Origin of the sequence: Edaphobacter sp. (assembly GCF_028283685.1) — a bacterium.
Taxonomy (GTDB): domain Bacteria; phylum Acidobacteriota; class Terriglobia; order Terriglobales; family Acidobacteriaceae; genus Edaphobacter.
Window position 1 is genome coordinate 65106 of record NZ_JAPWKF010000005.1, and the last position, 26995, is coordinate 92100.

The window sequence follows — 26995 nt, forward strand, 5'->3', positions numbered from 1 at the left end:
TCCGAGCCGAACGCCCCCGTAGACCCTAAAAAGGGTTCTTCGATCCAATGCTACTTCTGCATTGGCCACGAATTTCGCCGTTCGCGTCTGCGCGGCGCTGACTTGGCGTATTTTCTTCTGCTGCGATATCCGGTTCGCTGCATCCGCTGCGGAGAGCGGCAGTATCAGAGCATGACCATCGCCTCGCTGGCCAGCTCGTCTCGGACTCGCCAGCCAAAACCAGAGCATGATGCCTTCAAAGACCGGACCCGCTGATCGCGCGGTGGTAAAAGACAGGGGCGACATCCCGTTGTCCTGACCGGAACCCGCGTTACCAGCTTCGCGTCGTGGTCACGTCGATACAATAAGAAAACCGACGTGACTGTAGACGAAGTTCCCAATCCGAAGCGTGGACGCAACCCGTTCGCCCGCCTGCGGCCTTCCGCCTCGCAAAGCGCATCCTCTGCCGCGATCCTGCTGATGACCTCGTCGCTGCTTTCTGGCGTTCTTGGGCTGGTGCGCACCAAATACATCAACTACATCTTTGGCGCCGGTCCGGAGACCGATGCTTATAACGCGGCCTTTCAGCTGCCCGAAATGATCTCCTACTTCCTCGTTGGCGGCGTGGCGTCGATCTCTCTCGTCACGATCCTCAACCGGTACCGGGCGCAGGGGGATGATGAGGGAGCCGACCGCTCTCTGTCGATCGTGCTCAATGCCATGATCGTGGTCCTTATCCTGAGCATTCTGGTTGCTGAGGTCGTGGCACCCTACTACACTTCATTCTTCTTTAGTGGGTTTGGACCTCGCGAGGCCGCGCTCTGCACCACATTGACTCGTCTGTTGCTGCCTGCACAGCTCTTCTTCTTTGTGGGGGGAGTGATCGGCTCCCGCCTGGTCGTTCGCAAGATCTTCCTCTACCAGGCCATCAATCCGCTCATCTACAACACCGGCATCATCCTGGGAGCGGTCTTCCTGCATCGCCAGTTCGGCATCTACTCGCTGGCGATCGGTGTCCTTGCCGGTGTCATCCTTGGTCCGACGACGATGAATCTCTTCGGGGCACTGCAGAGCGGATTTCGCTATCACCCCATTCTCAACCTGCGCCATCCGGCTTTTCTTGAGTGGCTGCGTCTGACCTTCCCGCTGATGGTCGGCGTCTCTCTCGTAACCGCCGATTCGTGGATACTCACTCACTTCGCCTCCTCCAGCACCGGAGGCATCACGCTGCTGAAGAACGCCAAAAATCTCTTCACCGCGCCGATGGGCATCCTTGGCCAGGCTGCGGGAGCTGCTTCTCTGCCGTTTTTCTCCGCGCTCTTCAGCCAGGGCAGGCATCGTGAGTTCGGCACTGCCGTCAACCGTGCCGTGTCCCGCGTACTGGCGGCCTCACTGTTGATGGGGGCGTGGATGATTGCGCTGGCGACGCCACTGGTCGATCTCTTCCGCGGCGGCGTCTTTACGGCTGCCGATACGCAGGCCATGACCCTCTACTTCACGGTCTTCGCGGTGTCGATCTCGTTCTGGGCGGTGCAGGGTCTCTATGCCAGGGGCTTCTACGCCGCCGGCGACACCGTGACACCGGCGATCACGGGATGGATCGTCACCCTGATCTCGATCCCCGTCTACCGCGTGCTGTTCCACGCCAGCGGACTCACCGGCCTGGCGATCGCCTCCGACATCGGCATCGTCCTCCAGACCCTGACGCTCGCAGTCCTGATTCAACGCAAGCGGCTGGTTTCATTCGCTGGGCTCGAAATTGGAGAGGTTGCCAAGGCCCTTGCGGCGGCGCTGGTCTCGTGGGCAGGGGCCGCCGCCGTGGTTCGCTACGTGCCCCATCCGCATACGCACACCGCAGACTTTCTCATCATCGCCGCTGCAAGCCTGGCCTGGTGTGTCCTTGCCGTGGCGATCCTGCTGCTAACCCGTTCAAGCTTCATCCGCCAGCTGCAATCGCGTTTCTAAGCCTGGGCATTGGTGCAGTGGCAGCCTTGACCGGCTGCCACTGCAGGGTTACTTCGCGTCTTCGTACTCTTCGTGCCAGGCGGTCTGAATCGCTTCGAGGATACCCTCGTTCGACTTTGCCGGGTCGCCGACAAAGCCCGGAAGCTCGGTGACGTAGCGGTGCAGATCGGTGAATCGCACGGTGTACGGATCGAGATCCGGATACTTCTCCTGCAGCTGAATCCCGATTTCAAGCGAGTCCGTCCAGTTGATCTCACGCGGCATCGTTGCCTCCCAATCTTGAATGAAACTTGAAGATGAAGCGTCGTGCTGGCAGACGCGAGGAACTCGAATCGAGTCGCCTCGTTCTGATCCAACTCAAACGCAGGGTGTTACTTGACCGCTGCTGAGGGTTTGCCTTCCTGCACGTAGTTGCGGTTCCACTTGGGAATCTCCACGACGTAGGTGCCCGGCTTCTCGATGACCGCCTGACAGCCCAGGCGCGAGTTCAGCTCGACGCCAGCCGCCGTCTCCATGCGGTCCAGCTCATTATCTTCAGGCTCCGAGATCCCCTTCGCTCCCTCACGCACATGGAGGTGGCAGGTCGTGCAGGCGCATACTCCGCCGCAGGCGTGGTCGAGGAAGATCTCGTAATTTTCTGCGACATCCAGAAACGACATGGGCAGGCCGTGCCCGTCGTAGGGCATGGAATCGAATTCAAACTCCACCGTGCGGCCTTCTGGTAAAAATGTCACCCGCACCATGTTTTCGCCCGCAGGCTTTGACAGATCGACGACTTGGTCCTTCTTCACTTCGCTCATAATCCTGATCTTCCTTAATCTTCGCTCGACTCGCCGGCCGTAGCCTGGTCATTGACCGAGTTCTCAATCGCCTCGGCCTCTTTTTCTGCTGTCAGCACCTGCGCCTTGGCAAACGGATGCGGAGCCGTCGGCCCCTCTCCTATGCTCTCACCCGCGGCCTCCATCGTCTTACCGCCCAGCGCGCCGGTCACAGCCGAATCCATCATCAACTCCGCGAAACGACGCGTTGCCTTATCCAGCCGCTCGATCGCCGCACGGATGATCTTGTGATCGTCGCCCTGCAACGAGGCTTTCAGCTCATCTTCTTCCTGCTTGATGGTTGCAATTTCATCTGAAGAGAGCTTCTGCCATGCCTCGTGCTTGCCGCCCTTATCGACGGCGGCGAGGATCGTCTCAGCCTCATTCTTCGCCTCGATCAACTGGCGCTGGCGGATGTCTTCCTCAGCGTTGTCGAACGACGACAGAATCATGTCCTCGACCTGCTCGTCCGTCAGCCCATAGGTTGGCTTGACCTCGACCTCGGCCTCCTGTCCGCTGCGCTGCTCGCGTGCGCTCACATGCAGAATGCCGTTGGCGTCGATCAGGAACTTCACCTCGATACGCGGCAGGCCGGCCATCATCGGCGGAATGCCCTTCAGGTCGAAGCGCGCCAGCGAGCGGCAGTCCTTCGCCAGCTCGCGTTCCCCCTGGACGACGTGAATAGCCACGTTCGTCTGGCCATCCACACCGGTCGTGAAGTGCTCGGTCGCACTGGCCGGGATCGTCGAATTGCGCTGAATGATCTTCGCGACGACACCGCCAAGAGCCTCGATCCCGAGAGAAAGCGGCGTGACGTCCAGCAGCAGCAGGTCTTCGATCTTGCTTCCAGCCTGTGCGCTGCCGGAGAGAATCTGCGCCTGCACTGCTGCGCCAAGGGCGACAACTTCGTCGGGATTCAGCTCCGTGTGCGGCTTTTTGCCGCGTGCAGACAGGCCGAAGACCTCGTCGACCAGCTTGCGCACCGCCGGAATCCTCGTCGAGCCGCCGACCAGCACCACCTCGTCGATCGCCGAGATCTCAATTCCTGCGTCCTTCAGAGCCTGTTTGCAGGGAACCGCGGTGCGGGCAATCACGCCGGCAATCAGGGCTTCGAACTGCTCCCGTGCAATCTCGCGCGTATAGCGCTTGCCGCTCGGCAGCGTCACGTCCAGCCGTGCGACCTCATTGTCGGAGAGCGCAATCTTGGCTTCGATCACCGCCTTGCGGATCGCCTGCACGGCCTCGCCGTCGCTGCGCACATCCTCACCCAGGTCTCCGGCGATATCGTCCAGCGCAATCGCAATCAGCAGATTGTCGATGTCGTCGCCGCCCAGGTGTGTATCGCCACCTGTCGCGATGACCTCGAAGATGCCCTCGTGCAGCTTCAGGATCGAGATATCGAACGTTCCACCGCCGAAGTCATACACGGCGATCACGCCGTCCTTGTTCTTGTCGAGGCCGTAGGCCAGTGCGGCCGCCGTCGGCTCGTTCACCAGGCGCAGCACTTCAAGTCCTGCGATCCGGCCCGCGTCCTTCGTCGCCTGCCTCTGCGCATCGTTGAAGTAGGCCGGAACCGTGATCACAGCCTTGGTTACGGGAGCCTGAAAGAACCGCTCGGCGTTCTTCTTGAGCTGCATCAGCACATAGGCTGAGATCTCCGGCGGTGTCAGCAGCAGTCCACCCACGCTGACCTTCAGCACTTCGCCAGACTTCAGGCCGTCCGCCAGCTTGAAGGGAAACAGCTTCAACTCATCCTGCACATCGTCGATATCGCGGCCCATCAGGCGCTTCGCCGAGTACACCGCGCTTGCGGCATCCGTCAGCAGGGTATTCCGCGCGGCATTTCCCACGGCTACGCCATTGTCGGTCCAGGCGACGACCGACGGCACCAGGCGGTCGCCGTCCTCGCCTGGGATGACTGTCGGTATTTCGCCCTGCATGTACGCGACCAGGGAGTTCGTCGTTCCCAGGTCGATCCCAACTACGCGCTCTTCCGCCATCAAATCAGTCCTTTAATCGCAATCCTTTTATTGTCCTACAATCGCCTGAACAGCGCAGAGTCACCTGAGATTGGATGCCCGTCCCACCCTGGTTGATGCCACGATGGAGCACCAAGTTGTTGCGCCAACAGTCTCTTAGTGCGCAGCGGTCTTCGAAAGCAGGTTCATCACCAGCACTCCTGCAATGATCAGGGCCATGCCCGCCACGGCGGCAGAGTCCAGTTTTTGCTTGTACAGGACCAGTCCCACCACGGCGATGAGCACCGTCCCCAGACCTGACCAGATGGCGTAAGCCACCCCCACAGGAATCGTCTTCAGCGTCTGCGACAGGCAGTAGAACGCCGTCCCGTAGCCAATCACGACCGCAACGGAAGGGAACAATCGCGTAAAGCCATTTGAGGCCTTAAGGGACGAGGTGGCAATGACCTCGCTCAAAATCGCACCGGCGAGCCAGAGATAATTCATAGGTAATTATTGCCGGTTGTACGAGGTTGCGAGACAGGCAGAACCGAAAAGGTGCATTCTTTCCGCATGACTCCGAACACTCCTTCTACCATCATTCCCAGCCTGCGCTACCGTAATGCTCTCGCCGCTATCGACTGGCTGTGCCTCGCCTTCGGACTTAAGAAGAACGCCGTCTACGCCGAGGGAGAGACCGTCCACCATGCTCAGCTGACCTATAAGGGCGGCATGATCATGATCGGTTCTGTCGACCACCAGGGCGACTATGGCAAGCTCACCGCCCAGCCCAGCGAGATAGGCCAACGCACCACCGGCGGCATCTACCTCGTTGTGCCCGATGCCGATGCTGTCTACGCCACGGCTAAACAGGCTGGCGCCGTCATCCTTATCGATATCCGTGACATGGACTACGGCGGACGCAGCTTTACCTGCCACGACCTCGAAGGGCATCTCTGGAGCGTCGGCAGTTACGATCCCTGGGGCGAATCTCCCAAGCCGTAGCGAAAAAAGCACTTCCGCCGTGACGAATCGGGATAAGAGCCGTGTTACCGTCAGAGGCATGGAACTGAACCCGTACGCTGTTTACCTCGGCGGGCAGGATCCTATCCCCGTTATTACCCGGACCGCCGAGCTGCTGCATTCGCTGATCGACCCGCTTTCGCCTGCCCATATTGATCGTTCCCCGGCTCCTGGAAAGTGGAGCATCCGCGAGATTGTTGCTCACCTGGCTGACTGTGAGCTGGTCTTCGGCTTCCGACTGCGTCAGACGCTCTCCGAGGATCATCCTGTCATCCAGCCCTTCGACCAGACCGTCTGGGGCGAGCGCTATGCTGCCTATGACATCTCCAGCGCGATGCGGATGTTCGAGGCGAGTCGCAACTGGAACGTCAAGCTGCTCACCACGGTCAACGACGCCGACCGCCATCGCCCGCTCACCCATCCCGAGCGCGGCACGATGACGCTATGGACCATCGTCGAGACAATGGGGGGGCACGACATCAATCATCTTCGGCAGATCGAAAAGATCATCGCGGCGGACTAGAGATCTCCGGTTCAGGACGATCTGCGCCAAGATTCGGGCTGGGCAATTACTCGAGCGCTTCGTTGACGTCGCGCACCAGATTTCGAAGGTAGCTGCGTTTATTTAATAGGGCCACCATGTTGTCGCGTGCCGCGGCCTTTGCGGTGGCGTTGTCCGTATCCAGCGCCGCGTCCCATCGCGTCCACAGAGACTCCAGCTCGGCCTGCGTCTCCACCATGCGGGCGTCGAAGGCGTCCTTGGCGGTCATCAGATCGCGGCGCAGCTCGGGCTCGTCTTCGCCCATCTGCTTGGCCATCTTCATCTCCTGCAGCTGCATGTTCAGCTCGAAGACCTCTTCCAGCAGCTCCGGGGGGACGATCTGCTTCTTCTCGCTGCCGCCGGCACGGGCCGCGTCGGTCGCAGCCTTGGACTGCTCTTCCAACTCCACCCCTTCCAATTTCAAAAGGTATTGGGTGCGCAGGATCGGGTCCTTCAGCGTCCGGTAGGCATCGTTCAGCAGCGAGGACTGACGGAGTGCTTCCTCCTGCTCGGCTGCCGGCTTTGTGGCAAAGCGGTCCGGGTGGAGCCTGCGGCTCTGGGCGTAGAACTGCTTCTCAAGGGCGACAGTGTCGATATGCAGCTTGGCTGGAAGCGAGAAGACGTCGAAGTAGCTCATCGCTCTCTATTGTAGAAGCCTGAGCATCGGACGAAGGCGACCGGGCAGGGAACGACAGGACAGGGCGGAGAATCAGCTCCGCAGGAAGTCACCGACCATCTTCGTCGCCTCACGGATGACGGCCTCCTCTGCTCCCACGCCAGCGAGCCAGTGCATCTCCGGTTCACGACGGAACCAGGTCATCTGTCGCTTGGCGTAGTTGCGATGCCCCTGTTGGGCTACGGCTACAGCTTCTTCCCGCGTCAGATTCCCCGAGAGCACAGCTGCGGCCTGGGCATACCCCAGCGTCGTTAGCGCGCGGCACTCGCGCCCGTGTCGTTCGATCAGCAGGGAAGTCTCTTCGATGAGGCCGCGGTCGAACATCGCTGCAGCGCGAGCATTGATTCGCTCATACAGGAGTGCTCGCGGAGGATTCAATCCCAGCCGCAGAATGCGATAGCCTTCCAGGCGGTCGCGGCCCTTCTGCCACTGTTCCGTCATGGGCGTGCGAGAGGAGTTCTCCTCGCTGGACGCTAAAGAGACCTCAATGGCGCGAATCACCTTCGGCACATCGTTGGCATGAATCGCTGCTGCGGCGGTCTTGTCCAGGCGCGTCAGTATCCGGTGCAGATGCTCCGGCCCCTTGTCTGCGGCGTGCCGGCGCAGCCTTTCGCGGAGTTCGGGGCGAGCCTTCGGTGCCGGAAACAGGCCGTCGATCAGGGCGCGAAGATAGAGGCCGGTTCCTCCAGCGACGATGGGAAGGCGGCCTCGCCCGGAGATGCCGTCGAGCGCCTCCCGCGCCATGCGGCTGTAGTCGCCGGCCGTCACCTGTTCGCTGGGCCAGGCCACGTCGATCAGATGGTGCGGAGCCAGCCGGCGCTCTTCGGGAGTGGGCTTCGCCGACCCGATCTCCATGCCGCGATACACGGCGACGGAGTCGCAGGAGATGATCTCGCCGGAGAACGCCTGTGCCAGGCGAATGGAGAGAGAGGTCTTCCCGCTGGCGGTGGGGCCGGCGACGACGATGAGTGGCCGCAATGGATTTGCCGTTACCACAGCCGCCACCATCCAGGGGTGAAGGCGCGGTGGAGACCGGCACGCCAGATGGCGAAGACGATGGCTGCTATTGCTAGAAGAAACAGGCCGCGTATCTGCCGAATTCGCTCTGTCTGCAGCTCGGTGGCGTGGCTATTGTTCGCTGGGCGTTCAGGCGATGCCATCAGCAGAGTTACTCCGGCGGCTTCTTGTTGACGAGGTAGTGAATGCGCAGCTCGAGGTTCGGGCCGTGAAACTCCTTCGGCAACGGCGGGAACTGGCCTACGCCGGTGATCGAGCCCCATGCGGCGCGATCCAGCGCCTGGTCCTGCGTGGAACCATCCAACCGCATGATGCCGATGCGTCCATCGGGCAGGATGGAGAAGCGGATCAGGGTCTCGCCAGACTTGTTGAGCGGCGGCCGCGCCTCCTCTGGAATGAGAGGCAGCCAGGTGACGTAGATGTCATGCAGGATGCGGCGCAGATAGGGGTTGAAGTCGACCCCCATGGTGTCGGAAAGAATATCGACGCCGGTATTGAGGCCCTGGTGCGCAACGGGGATGCTTGCGCCGTAGTCACCGCCTCCGCCGCGGTTCTGGGCTGCTGCCTGGGCTGCCTGGCGGATGGCGTCACCGGCGGACATGGACTGGCCACCGAAGTTGGGTTTGGTCGGCGCAGGGTGAGGCGAATCGACCATCGCCTGCTGCTGGGGAGCATGCTGCTGCAACGGCTGCGGAGCGGGCTGCTGTTGTGCCTGTTGCGGCTGCGCTTGCTGCGGAGCGGCCTCTGGCGCAGGAGGCTGCGGCGTCGGGGTTGTTGCCTGAGCTCCCGGCGCTCCGGCGCGGCGCATCGCCTGCAGCTGCTCCAGCGTCTTCTTGTCGAGCGTTGGCTTGGCCGTCTGCTGCACACGGTCCTTGTCGCTCATGACATTAGTCGGCTTTTTGGGGAGCTGCTTGCCGATGTCCTTCGGCATATCCAGGTAGGTCAGTTCCTTGTCGCGCTGCTTCAGCACGTCGGCCGGATTGATCAATCGCGGCTGGTGGAAGATGACCTGTGGGCCGTAAAGAACGAACCACCCGATCGCCAGCCAGATGATGACCGAGATATAAACGGACTCGCGGAAACGGGCCTTCGCGCGTTCGTCATCCAGCGCGTCGAGGAGGTGGATGAGCTCATGTTCCTCTAGATCGCCATAACGGTTGGTCCGCACCCGTGAGGGAGGCGTAGAGGGAGCGGAGTTCGGCGGAGTCTCGAGTGATGGCATTGGTCTATGAGGTCAGACGATTGGCAGCTAAGTAAGTTTCTCTTGTGAGATGAGGAGATTAACCCCGCTCGATGTCTCCAGTTACGCCCGACTCAATTATTTTCTCACCCCGGACCTCTCCGGGCACGGCCTCATACGACAAAGGACGTAGTGATGGAATGTAGACTGACGGGATGAAGCTGGCGTTTCCCAGCGGCGTCCGAGCCGTAGTCATTACAGTCAGCGACGGCTGCTTTCAGGGCAGCCGACAGGATACCTCCGGGCCTGCTGTGGCCGATCTACTTGAGCAGGCAGGAGTAGCAGAGGTTGCCAGCGAAGTGGTTCCCGACGAACTGGATGCGATTGTGGCTGTGCTGGAGGCTGCCGCGGCCTCTTCCGAGCTGGTGCTGACCACCGGTGGAACCGGTCTGGCCGAGCGTGACGTGACCCCTGAGGCGACGCGCAGGGTCTGTGAGCGGCTGATCGATGGTTTGGCCGAACGGATGCGTTTGGAGGGGGCGAAGCAGACCCCGCTGGCTGCTTTAAGCCGTGCCGTCTGCGGTACGCGGGGTCGCAGCCTGATTATCAATCTCCCGGGAAGCCCCTCTGGGGCAGTGACTTCGCTGGAAGCGATCCTTCCTCTGCTGCCGCATGCCGTCGACCTTCTCGCAGGCAGAACCCAGCACGAAGGCGCGGCGGTACCTGAGGCCTCGCGGCACGGGTAGAATAGAGGTTCCGTGAAAATTGGACCTATTGCGTTATTCCACAAGTTGAACGGCGCCCTGATGGCGGCGATGAAGCCCTTTGGCGCCTGGGGGATCGGTGCGCTGTCCGTGCTCGATTCGGCTGCGATTCCAGTGCCGATCGACGCACTCATGATCGACTTTATCCTTCATGACAAGGCGAAGTTCCTGCTCTATTGCTTTATGGGTGCCCTGGGCTCGGCGATCGGCAGCCTTCTGCCGTTCTACATCGGACGTGCGGGAGGCGAGCTCTTCCTGATGAAGCGGATCAACCGCAAGCGTTACGAACAACTGCGCGACCGCTTCGAGCGCCAGGAGTTCCTCGCCCTGATGATTCCGGCGATGATGCCTCCCCCGATGCCGGTCAAGCTCTTCGAATTCGCCGCAGGCGTCTTCGAGATGAAGACACTCTGGTTCTTTATGGCGATCTTTACGGGCAAGTTCCTGCGCTTTCTTGCCTGGGCCCTGATAACGATCTTCTTAGGCAAGCAGATCATCGACACCGTGTCGCTGGCCCTCAAGGCGCATATGAGCTATGTGCTTGGCATCGCGGGAGTTCTGGTGGGCCTTCTGGTCTACTGGGTGATGCGCAAGGTCTTCGACCGCCGCCGCGGCGTGGGTCTTCCGATCGAGGATGAGCCCGAAGCGTAAAAAAGATTCCCTGCAAAGGAAAAGGGCTGCGATCTGTTGAGGATGGCAGCCCTTTTCCTTTGAGGGAACGAGATTTCGATAGGAACGAGATTAGGCGGCGCGGCGGCCGTAGGCTTCCTGCATGGTGGACGAGATGCTGCGCGCCAGCTCCGGCAGGCCGAAGAAGGCGGCTGCAGTGATGGCGGTCGACATGGCGTCGTTGGCGTAGAAGGGGACGGCCGCGACGAAGCAGGCGCTGAGCCCGGCTGCGGTGTGCGGATACATCTGGCTTCCGGCCCAGACCATGAAGTTGCTCAGAAGGAAGAACGAGGTCGAGCTGGCCAGGACAGCTCCAGCGACGCGAAGCGCGGAGGGACGGCCGGAGAGCACCTGGTGTCCGAAGAGGCAGACGGCGGCGTACCAGACCCAGGTGGCCACGTAGGCGCTGGCGTGGAACGGATAGCTGTAGACGAAGGTGGTCAGGTAATAATCCGTGGCCATCAGCGCCACAACGGCGGGGATCGTCTGCCAGCGGCTCCGACGGGCGCCGAAGAAGAGCAGGCTTCCACCGACGGCGGTGAATCCGACACTGGTGGTGTGGAAGGCCGAAGGAAGAATACGGCTGAGAACGGCGACGATCAGTGCGATATAGGCGGACATGGCGTTGAACCTCAGAACAGAAAAGACAGCCGCAGGAAGCGGCTCTTACGATTCTCTTGTTTCGCGGCGGCGGGGTCAACCGCTCAAAGGTAACAGAACCTGATTCTTTACGGTGCAGGCCGATTCGTTGTCCTCATGGCTGATCGTGGCCGTCCATCTCCAGGTGATCTATGCGCCGGTTGGAGTTGATGTAAGCGACTCCCATCAGGGGAGTATGGCCGGAGAGCAGTCCGTCATCGTAGAGAAAGCGCAGATCGCGGAAGGTCACGGCGGTGAGGCCGGAGCGGTCGGTTCCTGCCTCGTTGACCAGAGGGTACTGTGACCAGTCGAGGTAGACGTGGCCCAGCCAGCTTCGTTTTGCCTCAAGGACAGCCAGGGTGCTGGGCGGTTTGTAGTAGATGTCGGTCTGCTGGCTGGAGCTGACCTCGCCCCTCAGAGTATTCACGGTGGAGACGCGGTAGAAATGCGGCAGATCGACGACGGTCTGCCAGCGGAAGGGATTGAAGGGATATGGGTCTGCGGTGGCCCGTTGGATAGTGGAGGGCGCGTCCTCGGCGGAACGTGCGAGGTCGATGGCCTTGAGGCGCTCAACGTAGCGCAGGCCCCAGAGCGCAACGATGCCGCTGAGCGCGGCAATGGCCCATGCCCGTCCGCGAAATGCCGGGCGTCGCGTGCCGACTTCGCTGGAGATCAGCCCGAAGAGTGCCGGGGCGACCAGTGCGGCCAGCAGGAGAAGAAAGAGGATGGGCTCGAAGATAAAAACGAAGGACCCGGCGTACCAGCGCGGATTGAAGGGGGCAAAGGGCCGGACTCCGTAGTTGTTGGTCCAGTCCAACAGGATATGTGAGAGCAGGGCGACAACGGAGAGGAGATAAAGACGTAGCCAGCTGAGGGGAGCAGCGAGCTTCAGCGACGGATTGCGCCTGAGCCGCCAGCGATGGATCAGCCAGATAAAGCCCACCACGACGAGTGCCTCAAACGGTATGCCGAGAAAGGAATGTGTCCAGCCGCGATGGTGCTCGAAGCCGGCGACCGGGCCTTTCAGGCTCCACAGAACATCGAGATCCGGCGCTTCGGCGGCGAGCGTCATGGCAAGGGTGGCGTAGGCGGCCTTCCGGTTAAAACCGGCGCGCGAAAGGACGGCGCCGGTCATGAAGTGCGTGACAGGTTCCATTGTGAGTTCCAGCATAGCGTGCGGCGACGTTCTGCATCGCAAAGGGTCAGGCGCGAAGCAGGGTATGCGTCGCAAGAAGCATCGCCAAGAGCAGGAAGAAGATGCGAAGTCGGTGCATTCTGTCCCATCGCCTGTGTTCATCCAGTCGCGCGGAGAGGGGTGTCCCTTCGCCGCGATCCGCGATACGGTTGTTGATCGGAACCAGCAGGAGAACGCTGTACGCGATCGTGGCCGCCCACAGAACTGTCGCCATCTCGGCGCGTGCTCTATTCCATCTCGGAGTACGGCAGTACGCTGCTGCCTGTGCTCGAGGCCATCTGCGGGTGGGGACGCCAGCACCTGGCCCGGCTGGGCTCGCAGGCCCGGTTATGATGGCAATATGTGCGCACTGCCCGTTACGGAGATGGAGATAGACGCCTTTCTCGCGGCCTTTGAGGGGTGTGCGCTGCCCAAAGAACAGTGGACGCACGGTGCGCATCTGCTGACCGGCGCGTGCTACGTGCGGGAGCTTGGCCGTGAGTCGGCGCTTACGAAGATGCGCGAGTGCGTGCGGCGTTACAACGAATCCGTCGGCGGGAGGAATACGGAGACCGGCGGGTATCACGAGACCATTACAGCGATGTGGATACGCCTGCTGGATTCTCTTTGGCGCGAGTGTCAGCCGATGGAGAGAGCTGCATTCGCGGCTCATGCGGTAGCGATGTTCGAGCCCAGGAAAGCTGTCTTTCGTGAGTACTATGACTTCGATGTGGTGGGTTCGACTGAGGCGCGGCTGCGCTGGGTGGAGCCGACGCTGAAAACGCTTGGCTAGCTTTCCATCTGTGGATTGATCCGGAGCGCGTCTCTCTATAATCGGATTCGTTATGGCGACTGCATTGACCGCTGACCAGCAGATTCAGGAGCTCCGCGAGGAGCTGCGGCACCACGAGCACCTGTATTACGCTCTTGACGCTCCAGAGTTGACCGATGCGCAGTACGACGCGCTGATGAACCGGCTCAAGAAGCTCGAAGCAGACCATCCTGAACTGGTGACTCCGGATTCGCCGACGCAGCGTGTTGGCGGAAAGCCGCGTGAGGGCTTTGCCAAGGTGGCGCACTCGCGGCCGATGCTCTCGCTCGATAATGCGTACAACGAAGAAGAGCTGCGTGCCTGGGAGCAGAGAGTGCGCTCGGGTTTGCCTGCCGCGGAGAAGCTGCAGTTTGTCTGCGAGCTGAAGCTGGATGGGCTTTCACTGGCGCTTCAGTATGGCCCGGGTGCGCATGGTTCGGCGCACCTGGAGCGGGGCGTGACACGTGGCGATGGAACGATCGGAGAGGATGTCACGACGAATGTGCGGACGATCCGATCCGTACCGTTGAGCATTGCGGCGAAGAAGCTTAAGGAGGCTGGCCTGCCGGAGAGCTTCGAGGTTCGCGGTGAGGTTGTGCTGCCACAGCTGGCCTTCATGAAGATGAATGAGGAGCGTGTGGCGGCAGGCATGGCGCCCGCAGCGAATCCGCGAAATGCTGCGGCGGGAACGATTCGCACGCTGGAGCCGAATATCGTTGCCCAGCGCAGACTCGACTTCTATGCCTACTTTCTGCTGCGTGATGGAGAGACGCTGCTGCCGAGCCATACGGAGACGCTGCAGGCACTGAAAACTGCAGGCTTCCGTGTGAATGCGCATGCTAAGACCGTCAAGACGATCGAAGAGGTGGTGGCCTTTATCGCCGTGGCAGAGGATTTGCGCGAGACGCTGGGCTACGAGATCGATGGCGTGGTCATCAAGGTGGACAGCGCGTCGCAGCAACGACGGTTGGGCTTTACCGGCAAGGCGCCGCGCTGGGCCATTGCTTACAAATTTGCCGCGCGTGCGGCTGTGACGAAGCTGGAAGGCGTCCTGTTCCAGGTGGGGCGTACCGGCAAGGTGACGCCGGTAGCGGCGCTGACGCCGGTTGTGGTCGGCGGAACGACGGTCTCGCGCGCTACGCTGCACAACGCCGATGAGATTGCTCGTCTGGGAGTCAGGATCGGCGATTATGTGCAGGTCGAGCGAGGCGGGGACGTCATCCCGAAGATCGTAGAGGTGGTCGAAGACAAGGATCATCCTCGCGGCAAAAAAGAGATTGTCTTTCCGCAGAGCTGCCCGGTCTGCGACAGCGAACTGATGCGTGTGGAGGGCGAGGTCGACTGGCGCTGCGTCAATAATGCTTGTCCCGCCCGTGTGCGGGAGGAGCTGCTGCACTGGGCAGCGCGCGGGGTGATGAATATAGAGGGTTTAGGCGATGCGATGGTGGTGCAGCTGCTGGGGCAGAGCGCGGCATCGGTGAACGAGGAAGAGGTGAGCGAGGAGGGTGCGCCGGTCGTGGAGCGTACTGCCCTGGTTCATACCATCGCCGACCTGTATCGGCTGACGCAGGAACAGCTGCTTGGCCTGGAGCGTGTGGGTGAAAAGACAGCCGACGCTCTCCTTGCCCAGATTGAGCGTTCGAAGAAGGCCGGGTTGGCCCGCGTCCTGCTGGGGCTGGGCGTGCGCTTTGTAGGCGAACGTACAGCGCAACTGCTGGCTGAGCACTTCGGTTCGATGGAGGCACTCATGGTCGCTTCGGCGGAGGAGCTGGAGGCGGTCAACGAAGTCGGCCCCAAGGTGGCGCAGGCCATCGTCGAATATTTCGCAATCGAGAAGAATCAGCAGCTTGTGAGCGAGCTGGCCTCACTGGGGCTGACGGTGACGGCGGAGAAGCGTGTGGTCGGCACGGCATTGGCAGGACTGACGTTTGTGCTGACAGGGACGCTGCCTACGCTGACGCGCGACGAAGCGAAGGCGAAGATCGAGTCGGCGGGCGGTAAGGTGTCGGGATCGGTCTCGAAGAAGACAAGCTTTGTCGTCGCCGGAGACGATGCTGGATCGAAGCTGGAGAAGGCGCAGCAGCTTGGGGTGAACGTGCTGGATGAGGCTGGCCTGCTGGAGATGCTGACGTAAGGCATTGGCCAGCCCACTCCGTTGACTCGGCTGTTATCCAGTGTGATAGCATCCGTCTCTCGCACGGGGCGCTGTCCGCTGGTGAGTTCAAAAGCGGCTCGTGGGTGGCCGCAATCGGGCCTTGGTGTGTGCGCATTCGACGCAGCCGGGGACCGGATCGATATGGTTTGGGGGAGCCTCCATTGCTGCAATGGATCGGCAAGCCGGCGAAGAACAGCGGTATGAGATGTCGCTGTCTATTCCTGTTTCTTTACGAATACAGCCTGTTGAAGGATAAGCGAAGGGGACTTGTTTTCCGCTCTGACTTGAGGCGCACGTGTGAGACCGAAGAGCTTCGTCTCGCGAGCGCAGTGGGCGATAGACGGATACGGGAGGGTGCGCGATGAGAGTCTATTCAGGAACCGACATTCGCAATGTGGCTGTTGTGGGGCATGCGCATTGCGGGAAGACCTCGTTGATTGCGGCGATGTTGCATGCGGCGAAGATGACACCCGAGTTGGGAAGGGTGGAAGACGGCTCTGCCGTCACGGCCTATGACGACGAGGAGGTGGCACGGCAGACGACGATGGCTAACGCCGTGGCCTTCGCGGAGTGGAGCGGAGTGAAGGTCAATCTCGTCGACACGCCTGGATTTCACATGTTCGTTCATGAAGCGCGCGCTGCGATGATGCCGGTGGAGTCCGCGCTGATTGTGGTCAATGCCTGCTCAGGCGTGGAGACGATGACGGATCGCGTGTGGAAGTATGCGACGGAGATCGCGCTGCCCCGGGCGATTGTCGTGAACCAGGTCGATCATCCCAAGGCGGACTGCGGTGTTGGTCGGCAGCAGATGATTGATGCGATGCAGGCACGATGGGGACGCCAGGTCGTTCCGGTCGAGTTGCCGATCATCGACGACAAGGGCTTTCACGGTGTCGTGGATCTTGTGACGATGAAGGCTTTTTTTTACCAGCCTGATGGAAGCGGCCGAGGTGAGCCGGATGCAATCCCGTCAGCGTTTGAGCGCGATGCTCAGAAGGCGCATGAGCAACTGGTGGAGCTTGTCGCCGAAGGAAAGGACGAGCTGATGGAGGAGTTCTTTCGCGAGGGCACGATTCCCGAAGAACATCTTGTCGCGGCTCTGCATGACGCCATCCGAGAGGATCGGGTTTTCCCTGTTCTCTATACCAGCGGTCTGCGTAACGTCGGCACGGACCATCTGCTGGACTACCTGAAGCTTTATGCCCCAGCGCCGTCGGAACGAGTGCCGATTGCTGCGCGTGCGGCACGCATGGCGCCAGCCGGTCACGATGGAGAGGCGAAGGTTGCCGATGCTCTTGCCGCGCTGGCGCACGAAGAGATGGTGATGCGGCCCATGGATGACAAGGAGCCCCTGGCCCTCTATGTCTACAAGACGATGTCCGATCCTTTCACCGGAAAGATCTCTTTCTTTAAGGTGGTCAGCGGCGTGGTAAAGAACGACATGACGGTACAGAATTTCACACGCCATGAGGCGGAGAGGCTGACTCATCTCTCCGTGATGCAGGGACGGAGGGCTGCAGAGATTCCGGAGCTGCACGCCGGTGATCTGGGTGCGGTGCCCAAGCTGCGCACAACCATGAGTGGAGATACGCTGGGCGATCGATTGCACGAGATCTTTCTGGAGGCTGTCGCTGCGCCCGAGCCGGTGATGACCTATGCGATTGAACCGAGGTCACGCGCCGATGAAGATAAGCTGGCGCCTGCGCTGCACCGCCTGATGGAAGAGGATCAGATGCTGCGCTTCTATCGCGATCCGCAGACGAACGAGTTCCTGGTGGCTGGCGCCGGACAGACGCATATTGAAGCGTTGGTTTCGAAGCTGAAGAAGCGTTACCACACGGAGGTCATGCTCAAGGCGCCGAAGGTGCCTTATCACGAGACCATTCGCGGCCATGCGGAGGCGCAGGGACGCCACAAGAAACAGACTGGAGGGCACGGACAGTTCGGTGATTGCAGGATTCGCATGGAGCCGCTTCCGCGAGGCAGTGGCATTGTCTTTGCCAACGAGATCTTTGGCGGCTCTATTCCCAGGCAATTCGTGCCTGCAGTGGAGAAGGGAATTCACGAGTCTGCGGCGAGAGGATTTGTTGCGGGATACCCTGTCGTCGACTTCAAGGTGACGGTCTTTGACGGAAGCTATCACGATGTTGATTCCAGCGAGATGTCATTCAAGCTGGCGGCTCGTATTGCCTTCCGCAAGTGCATGGAGCAGGCGAAGCCGGCGCTGCTGGAGCCGGTGATGCGCGTGGAGATTGAGGCTCCGGAGGAGTTTGCCGGGGCTCTGATGGCAGATCTGAACAGTCGCCGGGGTCGTGTTCAGGGATTGGAAAGCACGGTAGGGGCAACGGCGATTCGTGCCGAGGTTCCGATGTCCGAGATGCTCAGCTATGGGACGATACTGACGTCGATGACGCAGGGCCGTGGAAGCTTTCGTATGGAGGTGGATCATTACGACGTTGTGCCGCAGCAGTTGACGGAGAAGATTGTTGCTTCGGCGAAGAGGCCGGCCAGTGAGGAAGAGGAGAGCTAAAGAAGCAAAGATAACGAGGGCCCAGATGCGCAATGCACGTCCAGACAAATTTGGAGAGGAGTCTTAATATGTCGAGTTCGATCTTGGAAAACGTGATGAGCTTTCTTGGGCCACAGGTTTCGGGGGCTCTCGCCTCGCAGATGGGCGAGTCGAGTGATACGGTTCAGCGCGGACTGGAGGGCGGAGCGGCAGCGATGCTGTCGGGGCTCGTCGCCAAGTCGGGCGAACCGGGGGTTATGAATCAGATCTTTGAGATGCTCACCGGACCGCAGACCTCGGGAGCCATATCAGGGTTGATTGCGAATCCTGTCTCTGCGATCACGGGAGCAGGTGCTGCCTCGCCCCTGATGGACCTGGGCAGCAAATTTCTCTCTCTGATCTTTGGCACACGCATGGGCGCGGTGACGGACGCGATCGGGCAGTACTCCGGCATGGGAGCCGGAAAGGCAGGATCTCTTCTCACCATGGCCGCCCCATTGGTGCTGGGGGGATTGAGCAAGTTCATCAGTAGCAATCATGCGAGTCCTGCGGCGCTGGTTGGAGCATTGGAGGATGAAGCGCCCCGCCTGCAGGGGCTGTTGCCCGCTGGATTTCGCAGCCTGCTAAGTGGTTTGCCGGGGACGTCTGTGGCTGCATTGCCAGAACAGGCTGCGAAGACGACCAGTAAATGGCTTTGGCCGGTTGTTTTGCTGGCGGCGTTGCTGCTACTGGGGCTGTGGTTCTCCAATCGCGGAAAAGAGCCGGTGAAAGAAGGTATGCAGAGCACTGCCGACGCGACGTCCTCTGCCGCTTCATCGGCGATGGCGTCACTCGGCAACTTCTTCAAGACCTCTCTGCCCAATGGCGTGGAATTGAATATTCCTGAGTTCGGCGTCGAAAATAAACTTATCTCCTTCCTCAAAGACGATTCGAAGCAGGTCGATAGCACGACGTGGTTCAACTTTGATCGTCTGACGTTCGACACCGGCAAAGCGACATTGCAGCCGACATCCCAGGAGCAGCTGAATAATATTGCCGAAATTCTGAAGGCCTATCCGAAGGTGAATCTAAAGCTTGGAGGCTACACCGACAATACAGGGGATGCCTCCGCGAATATGGCGCTTTCCGCCGCGCGTGCGAAGAACGTGATGGATGCACTGGTGGCAAAGGGGATCGATGCTTCGCGGTTGGAGTCCGAAGGGTACGGCGATCAGTATCCGGTTGGCGATAACAGCACGGAGGAAGGTCGTCAGGCGAATCGCAGAATTGCATTGCGAGTCACGCAAAAATAACGCTCAGCGCTTCTGTGGATGACCGGGGATGGCGGCCGGATCTGGGTGCCGCCATCCGCAGCGAGTGCTCTGCCTGCTGGAACCCAACCAACGCAGGGGTGTATTCCCGCATCTCTCAAAGAGTGGTGGGGCGGCTCGTTTTTTGCGTGTTGCGGCCTATCATGAGATAACCGCAACAAAATAAAAAGCGAAGCGTAGCAAGACTATGAGTGAACGACCGACCTCTACAAAGGCCTCGAGCCCGTGGATGGAGCGCCTGCAGGCGCTCCGTAATGTACCGCCTGTGCTCCGTATCCTGTGGGATTCCGGGCCCTGGGTGGTGACCTGGGGCTTGATTCTGCGCCTCTTTGTTGCGCTGCTTCCGTTCGCGATCGCCAAGATCGCCGGATACATCCTCAACGGTATCTCCGACGGTCTACGTGGTAAGACGTTACCGCAACACTTTTGGTATCTGGTTGCTGCGGAAGTTTGCCTGAACGTCCTGCTTGGCTTGCTCATGCGAGCCATCGACTATACAGACGCCCTTCTCGCCAACCGCTACACACAACTGGTCAGCGTTCGTGTGATGGATCAGGCGGCGAAGCTGGATCTGACGACCTACGAAGACCCGACCTTCTATGACAGGCTGGAGCGGGCGCGTGTGCAGGCCACCGATCGCCTGGTAATGATTCAGCAGATGGGGCGGCTGGTGCAACAGGTGATCACGACGATCTCCTTTTCGGCCGCACTGGCGCTGGCTTCACCATGGCTCGTCCTGCTTCTTCTTCTTGGCGTGCTGCCGTCGTTTCTTGGAGAAACGCACTTCGCTTTTCTTGGATACGCGAAAAACTTTCGCCAGACTACGGCCAAGCGGCAGATGGATTATCTGCGCCAGGTCGCGGGAAGCCGCGATGGCGCCAAAGAGGTTAAGCTCTTCGGCCTGCATCGTTTCTTCACCGACCGCTTCAAGACGCTTGCTGACAAGATCTACATCGAGGATGTCGAACTCGCGCGCTCCAAGCTGGTGCTGGGCGGTCTGCTGGGAGTGGTGAGCACGCTTGGCTATTACGGCGCTTACATTTATGTGATCTGGAGAACGCTGGCGGGTCACTATGACATCGGCCAGTTCTACTTTTTGACGACCTCGATTCAACAGGCGAGCTCGAATCTGCAGCAGGTCTTCTCTACTGCGTCGGGCATTGCGGATCAGGCTCTCTTCCTTACGGATCTGCTGGCGTTCTTTGAGATGAAGCCTACCGTGGATGCCAATCCAAACGGACGCAAGTTCCCGCAGACGATTGAAAAGGGCTTTGAGTTTCGCAACGTCTCTTTTGCTTATCCGGGAACGACGCGCCGGGTTCTGAAGGACTTCAACATGATGCTGCGGCCGGGGGAGCGCATTGCCCTGATCGGCGAGAACGGGCAAGGCAAGACCACCGTGGTTAAGCTCATCACGCGGCTCTATGATCCGACCGAGGGACAGATTCTGTTGGAGGGCGTCGACCTGCGCGAATACTCCCTGGAAGATCTGCATCGCAACATCGGCGTGATCTTCCAGGACTTCGTGCGCTTTGAGATGACGGCACGCGAAAACATCGCGATAGGCCGCGTGGATAAACCACACTCGGAGTCGGATCTGGAGTCGGCGGCGCATAAGAGTCTTGCGGATACGGTGATCGGCAAGCTCTCCGGTGGATACGAACAGATGCTGGGTCGACGATTTGAGGGTGGTGTCGAACTCTCTGGCGGCGAGTGGCAGAAGATTGCGCTGGCGCGTGCGTATCTGCGCGATGCAGAGCTGCTTATACTAGACGAACCAACGGCGGCGTTGGACGCCCGTAGTGAGCTGGAGGTCTTCGAACGTTTTGCGGAGCTGACGCAGGGCAAGATGGCGCTCCTCATCTCGCATCGTTTTTCGACCGTTCGTATGGCGGATCGGATTGTGGTGCTCTCGGGCGGCCGTCTGATTGAAGAAGGAAATCATCAGCAACTGATGGCTGTTGGCGGAGTGTACGCTGACATGTTTGAGATGCAGGCCGCGAGCTACCGCTAAGCATTGATTGTTGGTGTTCGCAACGGACTGCGAGTGTTGAAAGGAATGGAAAGGATTAATGGCCTTGTCTTCGGAAGATACGCACGTCTCGTCGCTGACGGCTCCTGTGCAGGAGACGCCGACGGTCGGCCTGCCGGAAGAGCCGTCCGTTACCGAAGCGGAGTTGCGATTCGCGGCAGACGCCTTGGCACGCACGCTTCGCCTGGAGGCTCCGGGACAGCACTCCGATGCTGCTGCTCAGTATCTCGATGGTCTGCGCGCACGGCTTAAGGCCGCCACGCCGATGTGGAAGCAGGGCACCTCAACCACGGAGCTGACGCCAAAGCTTGAGCTGGTGGAGAGCGTTCGCATGTTTGAATCGGCCGCGCCCAAGGGAGATAGTGGGGCGGGAATGTACCGGGATGTTCCACTGGCCGCCCTTCCTCCCGCAGGAAACCTGCCACAGGTCATTCACATCGCTGGAAGCTATCTGGCTGCTGCTGACGGTATCTGGTCGCGTGCATCGCTGGCGATCTTCATGGATCAGGTGCAGAAGCATGAACCTCTGCTGCTGCGAGAGATTCAGTTGCTGCCGGATGCTTTGAAGGTGGCGCAACTGGAGTTCATTCTGAATCGCGCGGATAAGGTCTTTGCCTCGGGCGAGATGCCGCCGATTGAGCGGTCTCCGTTTTCGGCGCCAATTCACAGCTTGCGGCGGATGAACCAGATTGAGTGGCGGGAGGTGCTGGAGCCACTGATTGTCTTTGACGCCGCGCTGCGCCAGGACCCGGTGGGGGCCTATGCGGCAATGGAGGAGGAGACGAGGGCGTCGTATCGAGTGCGTGTCGCGGAGCTCGCCCGGCACTCCGATACAAGCGAGCTGCAGACCGCTCAGGTTGCGCTGGAGCTGGCGCAGGCGGCATCCGAATCGATCATGGCGATGCTCGGATGGCGCGGCGCAAGTCGCACGTCGGCTACTACCTGGTTGCGGATGGCGTTCGCGAATTGAAGGTACGTGTCGGCTATCATCCGCCGATGCTGGAGAAGCTGCGCGATATCGTCCGCAGCTATAACGACGAATTCTATATCCTCGGCACGTTTGTGCTGGCGCTGTTATTGATCACGGCGATGATTCTGCCACTGGTGCCGCATAACGACTTCTGGCCGGTGATGGCGGCTCTGCTGCTTGCGTTGCTGCCTGCGACCCAGGGCGCCGTCGATCTGGTGAATGGCACGGTCACGACGCTGATGAAGACCGAGGCGCTTCCGAAGCTGGACTTTTCGAAGGCAATCCCTGCCGACGCCGCAACGCTGGTCGTCGTGCCCACGTTGTTGCTCAATGAAAAGCAGGTTGAAGAGCTGCTGGATGAGCTGGAGGCACGCTTCCTTTGCAATGAAGATCCGAATCTTCACTTTGCGCTGCTCACTGACATGCCGGACACGCGAGTCCGCCCGGCTGATCCGGACGAGGGATCCCTGGTTGATCTGGCGGCTCGGCTGATTGATGCCTTGAATGTGAAGTACGCGGATCGCAAGGGCGGTTCATTCCTGCTGCTGCATCGTTATCGATCCTTCAACTCCCGCCAGGGTGTGTGGATGGGCTTTGAACGTAAGCGTGGAAAGTTGCTCGATCTGAATAAGCTTCTGCTGGGCGAGATGGATAACTTTCCGCGCAAGGCTGGCCCGCTGGGCGTGTTGGAGCGAATCTATTACGTCATAACGCTCGACTCCGACACACAGCTTCCGCGTGGAACGGCGGCGCGCATGGTGGGCACGATGGCGCATCCCCTGAATCGTGCGATCATCCATCCGCGGCTGCGAATTGTTACGGCGGGCTACGGTATTCTTCAGCCTCGTGTTGGTGTCAGCGTCTCGTCGGCCTCGCGTTCGCGCATGGCGGCGCTCTACTCGGGTGAGACGGGGTTCGATGTATATGCTCGAGCTGTCTCAGATGCGTATCAGGATCTCTTCGGAGAGGGCATCTTTACCGGGAAGGGCATCTATGATCTCAGTGCGTTCCATCGAGTGCTCGATCATCGCTTCCCGCGCAACGCCCTCCTGTCGCATGACCTGATTGAAGGGGCATATGCGCGTGCGGGACTGGTCTCGGACATCGAAGTGATCGACGATTATCCTTCGCACTATTCGGCGCATACGCGTCGCAAGCATCGCTGGCTTCGCGGTGACTGGCAGATCCTGCGCTGGCTCTTCAACTCGGTGCCGGATGAGTATGGACGCATTGTGCAGAATCCGATCAGCACGATCTCGCGCTGGAAGATTCTCGATAATCTTCGTCGCAGCCTGATCGAGCCGATTACGTTTCTCCTGTTCGTCTTCGGATGGTTCTTCCTGCCCGGAGGCGCGCTGTACTGGACGCTTACGGTGCTGGTGCTCGTAATGCTGCCGGGAATCATTCAGCTGGGCTTCAATCTTGCCAGGGCCTTGGTGAGTGGGAGCTTTGCTGCTGCGCGAGGAGCATTCATGACGATGCTCTCCTCGCTTGGCATCACGATGCTGAACCTGATCTTCCTGCCGCATCATATGCTGCTTTCGCTCGATGCGATTATTCGTTCGCTGAACCGCACCTATGTCTCAGGTAGAAATCTGCTCGACTGGGAGACGGCAGCACAGTCTGAATCAGGTGGCGGCGGGCGCGGCTCGCTAGACACCTATCTGAAGCTCTCTCCTGTGGTTGCCCTGACGATTGCTATGGGACTGATTCTTGCGCGTCCGCAGGCTTTGCTGGCAGCTTCGCCGATTCTTCTGCTGTGGGCGCTGGCTCCCGCGGTCGTCTCGTGGCTGAACTCGCCTCCGCGTGCGGAGGAGGGGCCTCTGCAGGAGCAGGAACGCGACTTCCTCGAACGGCAGGCACTCCTCATCTGGCGTTACTTTGCGGAGTTCGGTGGCGCGGAGAACCACTGGCTGATTCCTGACAACGTTGAAGAGAAGGACACGTTTCAGGTGCGCAAGTTGTCGCCGACGAATCTGGGGATGCTGATCAATGCGCGTCAGGCTGCGCATGAGTTTGGCTTTGTCATGACGGACTGGTTCGCCGAGGCAACACTCGGTACGCTGAACACCTACGAGAAGCTCGAGAAGCAGCGCGGCCATATCTACAACTGGTATGACATTGAGCGGCTTGAGGCGATCTCGCCGAAGATTGTTTCGGCAGTCGACAGCGGCAACCTGGCAGCTTCTCTGTATTCGCTGCATGCCGGCGCCATCGAGATGCTTCGAGCATCGCTGGTGCGCGATAGCGATCTGCGCCAGCTTGCCGGTTCCACCAAGTTCTCAGGCGCCGGAGATTGGGCGGCGCAGCAGGGCGTGCGGATCCGTGAGAGCTTCCAGGTCTTTTTAGAAGACTATGCCCCTTGGCTGCTGCCTCGATTCAGCGTATTGCTGCACCATGATGTTCTCGCCGATCTTCACAAGGTTCCTACGCTGCAGGCTGCTCCAAAGTTTGTAGCGGACCTTGAGGGAAGGCTTGTGGGAGTTCGAGGAAATCAGGTGGACGGATCTGATCTTGGCTCAGTGGTCGCGGAGTTGCAGGCGATACTGCCAACGGTTAAGGAACGGCTTACGAAGCTCACAGCGGATCTTGCCGAGATTGCTGAACGCGCCGACAGATATGCGAATGCCATGGAGTACGGCTTCCTGCTGGTGAAGTCGCGTAAGCTGCTTTCGATTGGATATGACGGTGTAACGGGCGAGCTATACGGCGCCTGCTATGACCTTCTGGCTTCCGAAGCGCGCATGGCTTTCTTTCTCGCAGTGGCCAAAGGCGATATCGGCCAGGAATGCTGGTTCCGCCTGGATCGTTCCCACGTGCTTGCTAAAGGGCGTGCCTGCCTGGTTTCGTGGACGGGCACGATGTTCGAATACATGATGCCCGCGCTTTGGATGAAGCCCTATGCCAACACGCTGATTACCCGGGCGCTGGAATCGGCGGCGCGTATTCAGCAGGATTACGTGAAGCATATGCCGTGGGGTATCTCTGAGTCGGGTTTTGCGCGCATGGATACCTCTGGCCGTTATGGCTACCAGGCGTGGGGAATCCCACAGCTCGCTTTGAAGTATGGTGCAGAAGATGGGCCGGTGATCTCGCCCTACTCGACGTTTCTTGCGATGCAGATGATTCGTGACTCCGCGATTCAGAATCTTCACCGCATGGACGGAATGGGCTGGCTGGGAGAGTACGGCTTCTATGAAGCTGCGGATTATACCGAGGGACGCGAGCCTCGGATGGTTCGTTCCTGGATGGCACATCACCAGGGCATGAGCCTGCTCGCGCTCGCAAACCTGTTGCATGACGATTGCTTCCGACGGTGGTTCCACGCCAATGCGATCGTGCGGGCGACGGAACTGCTGCTGCATGAAAAGCCACTTAGCAAGGAGTCGCGGGAGGCGCTTGAGGAGCCGGTTGTTGCCAAGCCGGGCTCTGCGCCTGCCGCACCCCATGCCCAGGTCGCTTAGTAGCTGCGAAAGCCTGCGAGTTTCATCGCGCTGACAGTCTCGGGATTCTGCATGAAGGTCTTCCACACGAAGCCGCTGCGCAGATTCTCGGCCATGAGAAGGCTGATGCCCAGGTCGATGCCGAGTACGTCGGAGTCGTACCAGGAAAGGCTAGGGTGCAGGGCATCGCACGGGCCGTAGCGTCCCCAGGCGTATTCGCCGTACTTGTCTTTCAGCGAGCGCAGAACACGCAGGCAGTCGCGCGAGAGAAATGGCAGTGCGCCTGCCGTCGCGCAGGGTACGACCGTGCCGTCGATGGGGCCCATCAGCGGTGGTCCGCCCCATGCGGTATAACCGTGCATCCAGTCTGAGGCTGTGATGCCCCAGTAGTCATCGCTATAGCCGCGGTTCAGACTCAGGCAGAATGCTTTGTGCGCGCGTACCGCTGTAACGGAGTTGGCAAAGTAATCAGCAAAGGCATCGCGCTTGCGATAGAAGTCGAACCACGCGTGCGAGTAGCAATGGATAAAAAGAGGGTCGTGACCGCTGATGTAGGTGTAGCGTTCAAACTTCATCTTGGGGCGTGAGAAGTTTGCCCAGATGGAGGGATCGATGGGATGTGTTGGCGATCCGATCGCCAACAGGTACATCATCATCATCTCGGCGTAGTGGTCCCAGCGTGGGGTAAGAAATCCGGTTGCCGGCAGCCAGCCAAGCGCGAAGGTTTTACCGCCGTTCAGCATCCACGGCCAATCCACGCGGTTATAGATCTGCGTGGCGAGATCAACGATCTTCTGGTCTTTGCTGAAGTGCGCGCGGCAGGTAAGCACTCCGCAGAGCAGAAGTGCCGTGTCGATGGGCGAGACCTCAATGTTGAGCAGAGGAAGTCCGGTCTTCACATCGTTGAAGTGGTAGTAGAAGCCATGCTCGGTCGGCATGGGCCGCAGGTGAAACTGCAGCGTCGCAAGAACGCGGCGGCGGATCTTGTCGGTCGGCATGTACCGGCGGCTGTCGGCGATACAGAGCGCTGTCAGACCGAAGCCGGTGGCAGCAATGCTTGAGGCAAAGCGTGAGTCGAGCTGACCGTTGCCGACGCGGTTGTTGGCTCGGTCCAGCACTTGTCCAGTCGCAGGATCAGCCTGCTCATAGAAGTAGAGGCATGCCTGGCGCTCCATCTCGTCGAGGAATGCCGAGTCGGCATCGCTCAGCTGCGCAGCCCGTGGCTCGGCAAAAGCGAGCTTGCCGGTCAGCGAGGGCGCGCCAACACCCAGAAGGGAGCCGGCGATAAGACGGGTTGCGCTACGCCGTGTCATGGCGGGTGCCGAGCGGTGCTTCATATGCAAGTCACCGGAGAAGATGTGA

The 26995-nt window shown here is 60.1% G+C and carries 24 protein-coding genes and 1 pseudogene; 13 read left to right on the plus strand and 12 right to left on the minus strand.

Annotated elements, in window-relative coordinates:
• Positions 1 to 357 precede the first annotated feature (357 nt).
• On the plus strand, positions 358 to 1944 hold the full coding sequence (locus PW789_RS07375; RefSeq protein ID WP_299373694.1) for a lipid II flippase MurJ: 1587 nt from the start codon (positions 358 to 360) through the stop codon (positions 1942 to 1944).
• Positions 1945 to 1992: 48 nt separating this feature from the next.
• Here the strand turns inward: PW789_RS07375 and iscX are convergent, their stop codons facing one another.
• From iscX to PW789_RS07395, 4 genes are all read right to left on the minus strand, one after another.
• Entirely contained in the window at positions 1993 to 2208 is a 216-nt protein-coding gene (iscX, locus tag PW789_RS07380) for a Fe-S cluster assembly protein IscX (RefSeq protein WP_299373697.1), read from the minus strand.
• A 107-nt stretch (positions 2209 to 2315) separates the two neighbouring features.
• Positions 2316 to 2744 carry a 2Fe-2S iron-sulfur cluster-binding protein gene (locus PW789_RS07385; protein ID WP_299373700.1) on the minus strand — a complete coding sequence of 143 codons (429 nt, stop codon included), beginning with the start codon at positions 2742 to 2744 and terminating at the stop codon, positions 2316 to 2318.
• A 14-nt stretch (positions 2745 to 2758) separates the two neighbouring features.
• Positions 2759 to 4762 (minus strand): Fe-S protein assembly chaperone HscA, encoded by a 2004-nt coding sequence (gene hscA / locus PW789_RS07390; RefSeq protein WP_299373704.1) that lies wholly within the window; start codon positions 4760 to 4762, stop codon positions 2759 to 2761.
• A gap of 135 nt (positions 4763 to 4897) precedes the next feature.
• Positions 4898 to 5227, minus strand: a complete 330-nt coding sequence (locus PW789_RS07395) for a multidrug efflux SMR transporter (protein ID WP_299373707.1) — start codon at positions 5225 to 5227, stop codon at positions 4898 to 4900.
• Between the two features lie 66 nt (positions 5228 to 5293).
• On the opposite strand from PW789_RS07395, the gene PW789_RS07400 reads away from it, so the two are divergent.
• Both PW789_RS07400 and PW789_RS07405 read left to right on the plus strand, forming a co-directional pair.
• On the plus strand, positions 5294 to 5725 hold the full coding sequence (locus tag PW789_RS07400; protein WP_299373712.1) for a VOC family protein: 432 nt from the start codon (positions 5294 to 5296) through the stop codon (positions 5723 to 5725).
• Positions 5726 to 5783: 58 nt separating this feature from the next.
• Complete coding sequence (locus tag PW789_RS07405; protein ID WP_299373715.1) at positions 5784 to 6266, plus strand: DinB family protein; 483 nt, start codon at positions 5784 to 5786, stop codon at positions 6264 to 6266.
• A 46-nt stretch (positions 6267 to 6312) separates the two neighbouring features.
• On the opposite strand, the gene hscB is transcribed toward PW789_RS07405, so the two are convergent.
• The 4 genes from hscB to PW789_RS07425 form a co-directional block, all read right to left on the minus strand.
• Positions 6313 to 6921, minus strand: a complete 609-nt coding sequence (gene hscB, locus PW789_RS07410; protein WP_299373718.1) for a Fe-S protein assembly co-chaperone HscB — start codon at positions 6919 to 6921, stop codon at positions 6313 to 6315.
• Positions 6922 to 6993: 72 nt separating this feature from the next.
• Positions 6994 to 7956 (minus strand): tRNA (adenosine(37)-N6)-dimethylallyltransferase MiaA, encoded by a 963-nt coding sequence (gene miaA, locus PW789_RS07415; RefSeq protein WP_299373720.1) that lies wholly within the window; start codon positions 7954 to 7956, stop codon positions 6994 to 6996.
• Positions 7950 to 8120, minus strand: a complete 171-nt coding sequence (locus PW789_RS07420; protein WP_299373722.1) for a hypothetical protein — start codon at positions 8118 to 8120, stop codon at positions 7950 to 7952. The genes miaA and PW789_RS07420 overlap by 7 nt, the downstream gene beginning before the upstream one ends.
• Before the next feature lie 8 nt (positions 8121 to 8128).
• Positions 8129 to 9199, minus strand: a complete 1071-nt coding sequence (locus PW789_RS07425) for an energy transducer TonB (protein ID WP_299373724.1) — start codon at positions 9197 to 9199, stop codon at positions 8129 to 8131.
• Between the two features lie 173 nt (positions 9200 to 9372).
• On the opposite strand from PW789_RS07425, the gene PW789_RS07430 reads away from it, so the two are divergent.
• Together PW789_RS07430 and PW789_RS07435 are read left to right on the plus strand one after the other, a co-directional pair.
• Positions 9373 to 9903 carry a MogA/MoaB family molybdenum cofactor biosynthesis protein gene (locus tag PW789_RS07430; protein ID WP_299373726.1) on the plus strand — a complete coding sequence of 177 codons (531 nt, stop codon included), beginning with the start codon at positions 9373 to 9375 and terminating at the stop codon, positions 9901 to 9903.
• Between the two features lie 12 nt (positions 9904 to 9915).
• The gene (locus PW789_RS07435) at positions 9916 to 10572 is read left to right on the plus strand and encodes a VTT domain-containing protein (protein WP_299373729.1); all 657 of its coding nucleotides are present in this window, start codon (positions 9916 to 9918) and stop codon (positions 10570 to 10572) included.
• A gap of 90 nt (positions 10573 to 10662) precedes the next feature.
• Here PW789_RS07435 and PW789_RS07440 read toward each other — a convergent pair whose 3' ends face one another.
• From PW789_RS07440 to PW789_RS07450, 3 genes and pseudogenes are all read right to left on the minus strand, one after another.
• Entirely contained in the window at positions 10663 to 11211 is a 549-nt protein-coding gene (locus tag PW789_RS07440; RefSeq protein WP_299373731.1) for a DUF6580 family putative transport protein, read from the minus strand.
• Between the two features lie 133 nt (positions 11212 to 11344).
• Positions 11345 to 12385 (minus strand): metal-dependent hydrolase, encoded by a 1041-nt coding sequence (locus tag PW789_RS07445; RefSeq protein ID WP_299373733.1) that lies wholly within the window; start codon positions 12383 to 12385, stop codon positions 11345 to 11347.
• Positions 12386 to 12431: 46 nt separating this feature from the next.
• Positions 12432 to 12650 (minus strand): annotated as a pseudogene (locus PW789_RS07450) (anthrone oxygenase family protein); the annotation flags it as partial.
• Between PW789_RS07450 and PW789_RS20075 the strand changes: the two are divergent.
• The 8 genes from PW789_RS20075 to PW789_RS07485 all read left to right on the plus strand — a co-directional run bounded on the left by PW789_RS20075 (position 12647) and on the right by PW789_RS07485 (position 25654).
• On the plus strand, positions 12647 to 12757 hold the full coding sequence (locus tag PW789_RS20075) for a hypothetical protein (RefSeq protein WP_367182501.1): 111 nt from the start codon (positions 12647 to 12649) through the stop codon (positions 12755 to 12757). The pseudogene PW789_RS07450 and the gene PW789_RS20075 sit on opposite strands and share 4 nt — an antisense overlap.
• A 7-nt stretch (positions 12758 to 12764) precedes the next feature.
• Positions 12765 to 13196, plus strand: coding sequence for a hypothetical protein (locus PW789_RS07455; protein ID WP_299373738.1), 432 nt, complete (start codon positions 12765 to 12767; stop codon positions 13194 to 13196).
• A 52-nt stretch (positions 13197 to 13248) separates the two neighbouring features.
• Complete coding sequence (ligA, locus tag PW789_RS07460; RefSeq protein ID WP_299373741.1) at positions 13249 to 15348, plus strand: NAD-dependent DNA ligase LigA; 2100 nt, start codon at positions 13249 to 13251, stop codon at positions 15346 to 15348.
• 382 nt (positions 15349 to 15730) lie between these two features.
• On the plus strand, positions 15731 to 17899 hold the full coding sequence (locus PW789_RS07465) for a translation factor GTPase family protein (RefSeq protein ID WP_299373744.1): 2169 nt from the start codon (positions 15731 to 15733) through the stop codon (positions 17897 to 17899).
• Positions 17900 to 17967: 68 nt separating this feature from the next.
• A complete protein-coding gene (locus PW789_RS07470; RefSeq protein ID WP_299373747.1) occupies positions 17968 to 19170 on the plus strand; it encodes an OmpA family protein in 1203 nt (400 codons plus the stop codon).
• A 205-nt stretch (positions 19171 to 19375) separates the two neighbouring features.
• On the plus strand, positions 19376 to 21202 hold the full coding sequence (locus tag PW789_RS07475; RefSeq protein WP_299373750.1) for an ABC transporter ATP-binding protein: 1827 nt from the start codon (positions 19376 to 19378) through the stop codon (positions 21200 to 21202).
• A gap of 58 nt (positions 21203 to 21260) precedes the next feature.
• Positions 21261 to 22190: a hypothetical protein gene (locus tag PW789_RS07480; protein ID WP_299373753.1), complete on the plus strand. Its 930-nt coding sequence runs from the start codon at positions 21261 to 21263 to the stop codon at positions 22188 to 22190.
• The gene (locus tag PW789_RS07485; protein ID WP_299373756.1) at positions 22130 to 25654 is read left to right on the plus strand and encodes a glucoamylase family protein; all 3525 of its coding nucleotides are present in this window, start codon (positions 22130 to 22132) and stop codon (positions 25652 to 25654) included. Before PW789_RS07480 ends, PW789_RS07485 begins: the two co-directional genes overlap by 61 nt.
• On the opposite strand, the gene PW789_RS07490 is transcribed toward PW789_RS07485, so the two are convergent.
• Entirely contained in the window at positions 25651 to 26970 is a 1320-nt protein-coding gene (locus PW789_RS07490; protein ID WP_299373759.1) for a glucoamylase family protein, read from the minus strand. The two genes, PW789_RS07485 and PW789_RS07490, sit on opposite strands and share 4 nt — an antisense overlap.
• Positions 26971 to 26995: the final 25 nt, after the last annotated feature.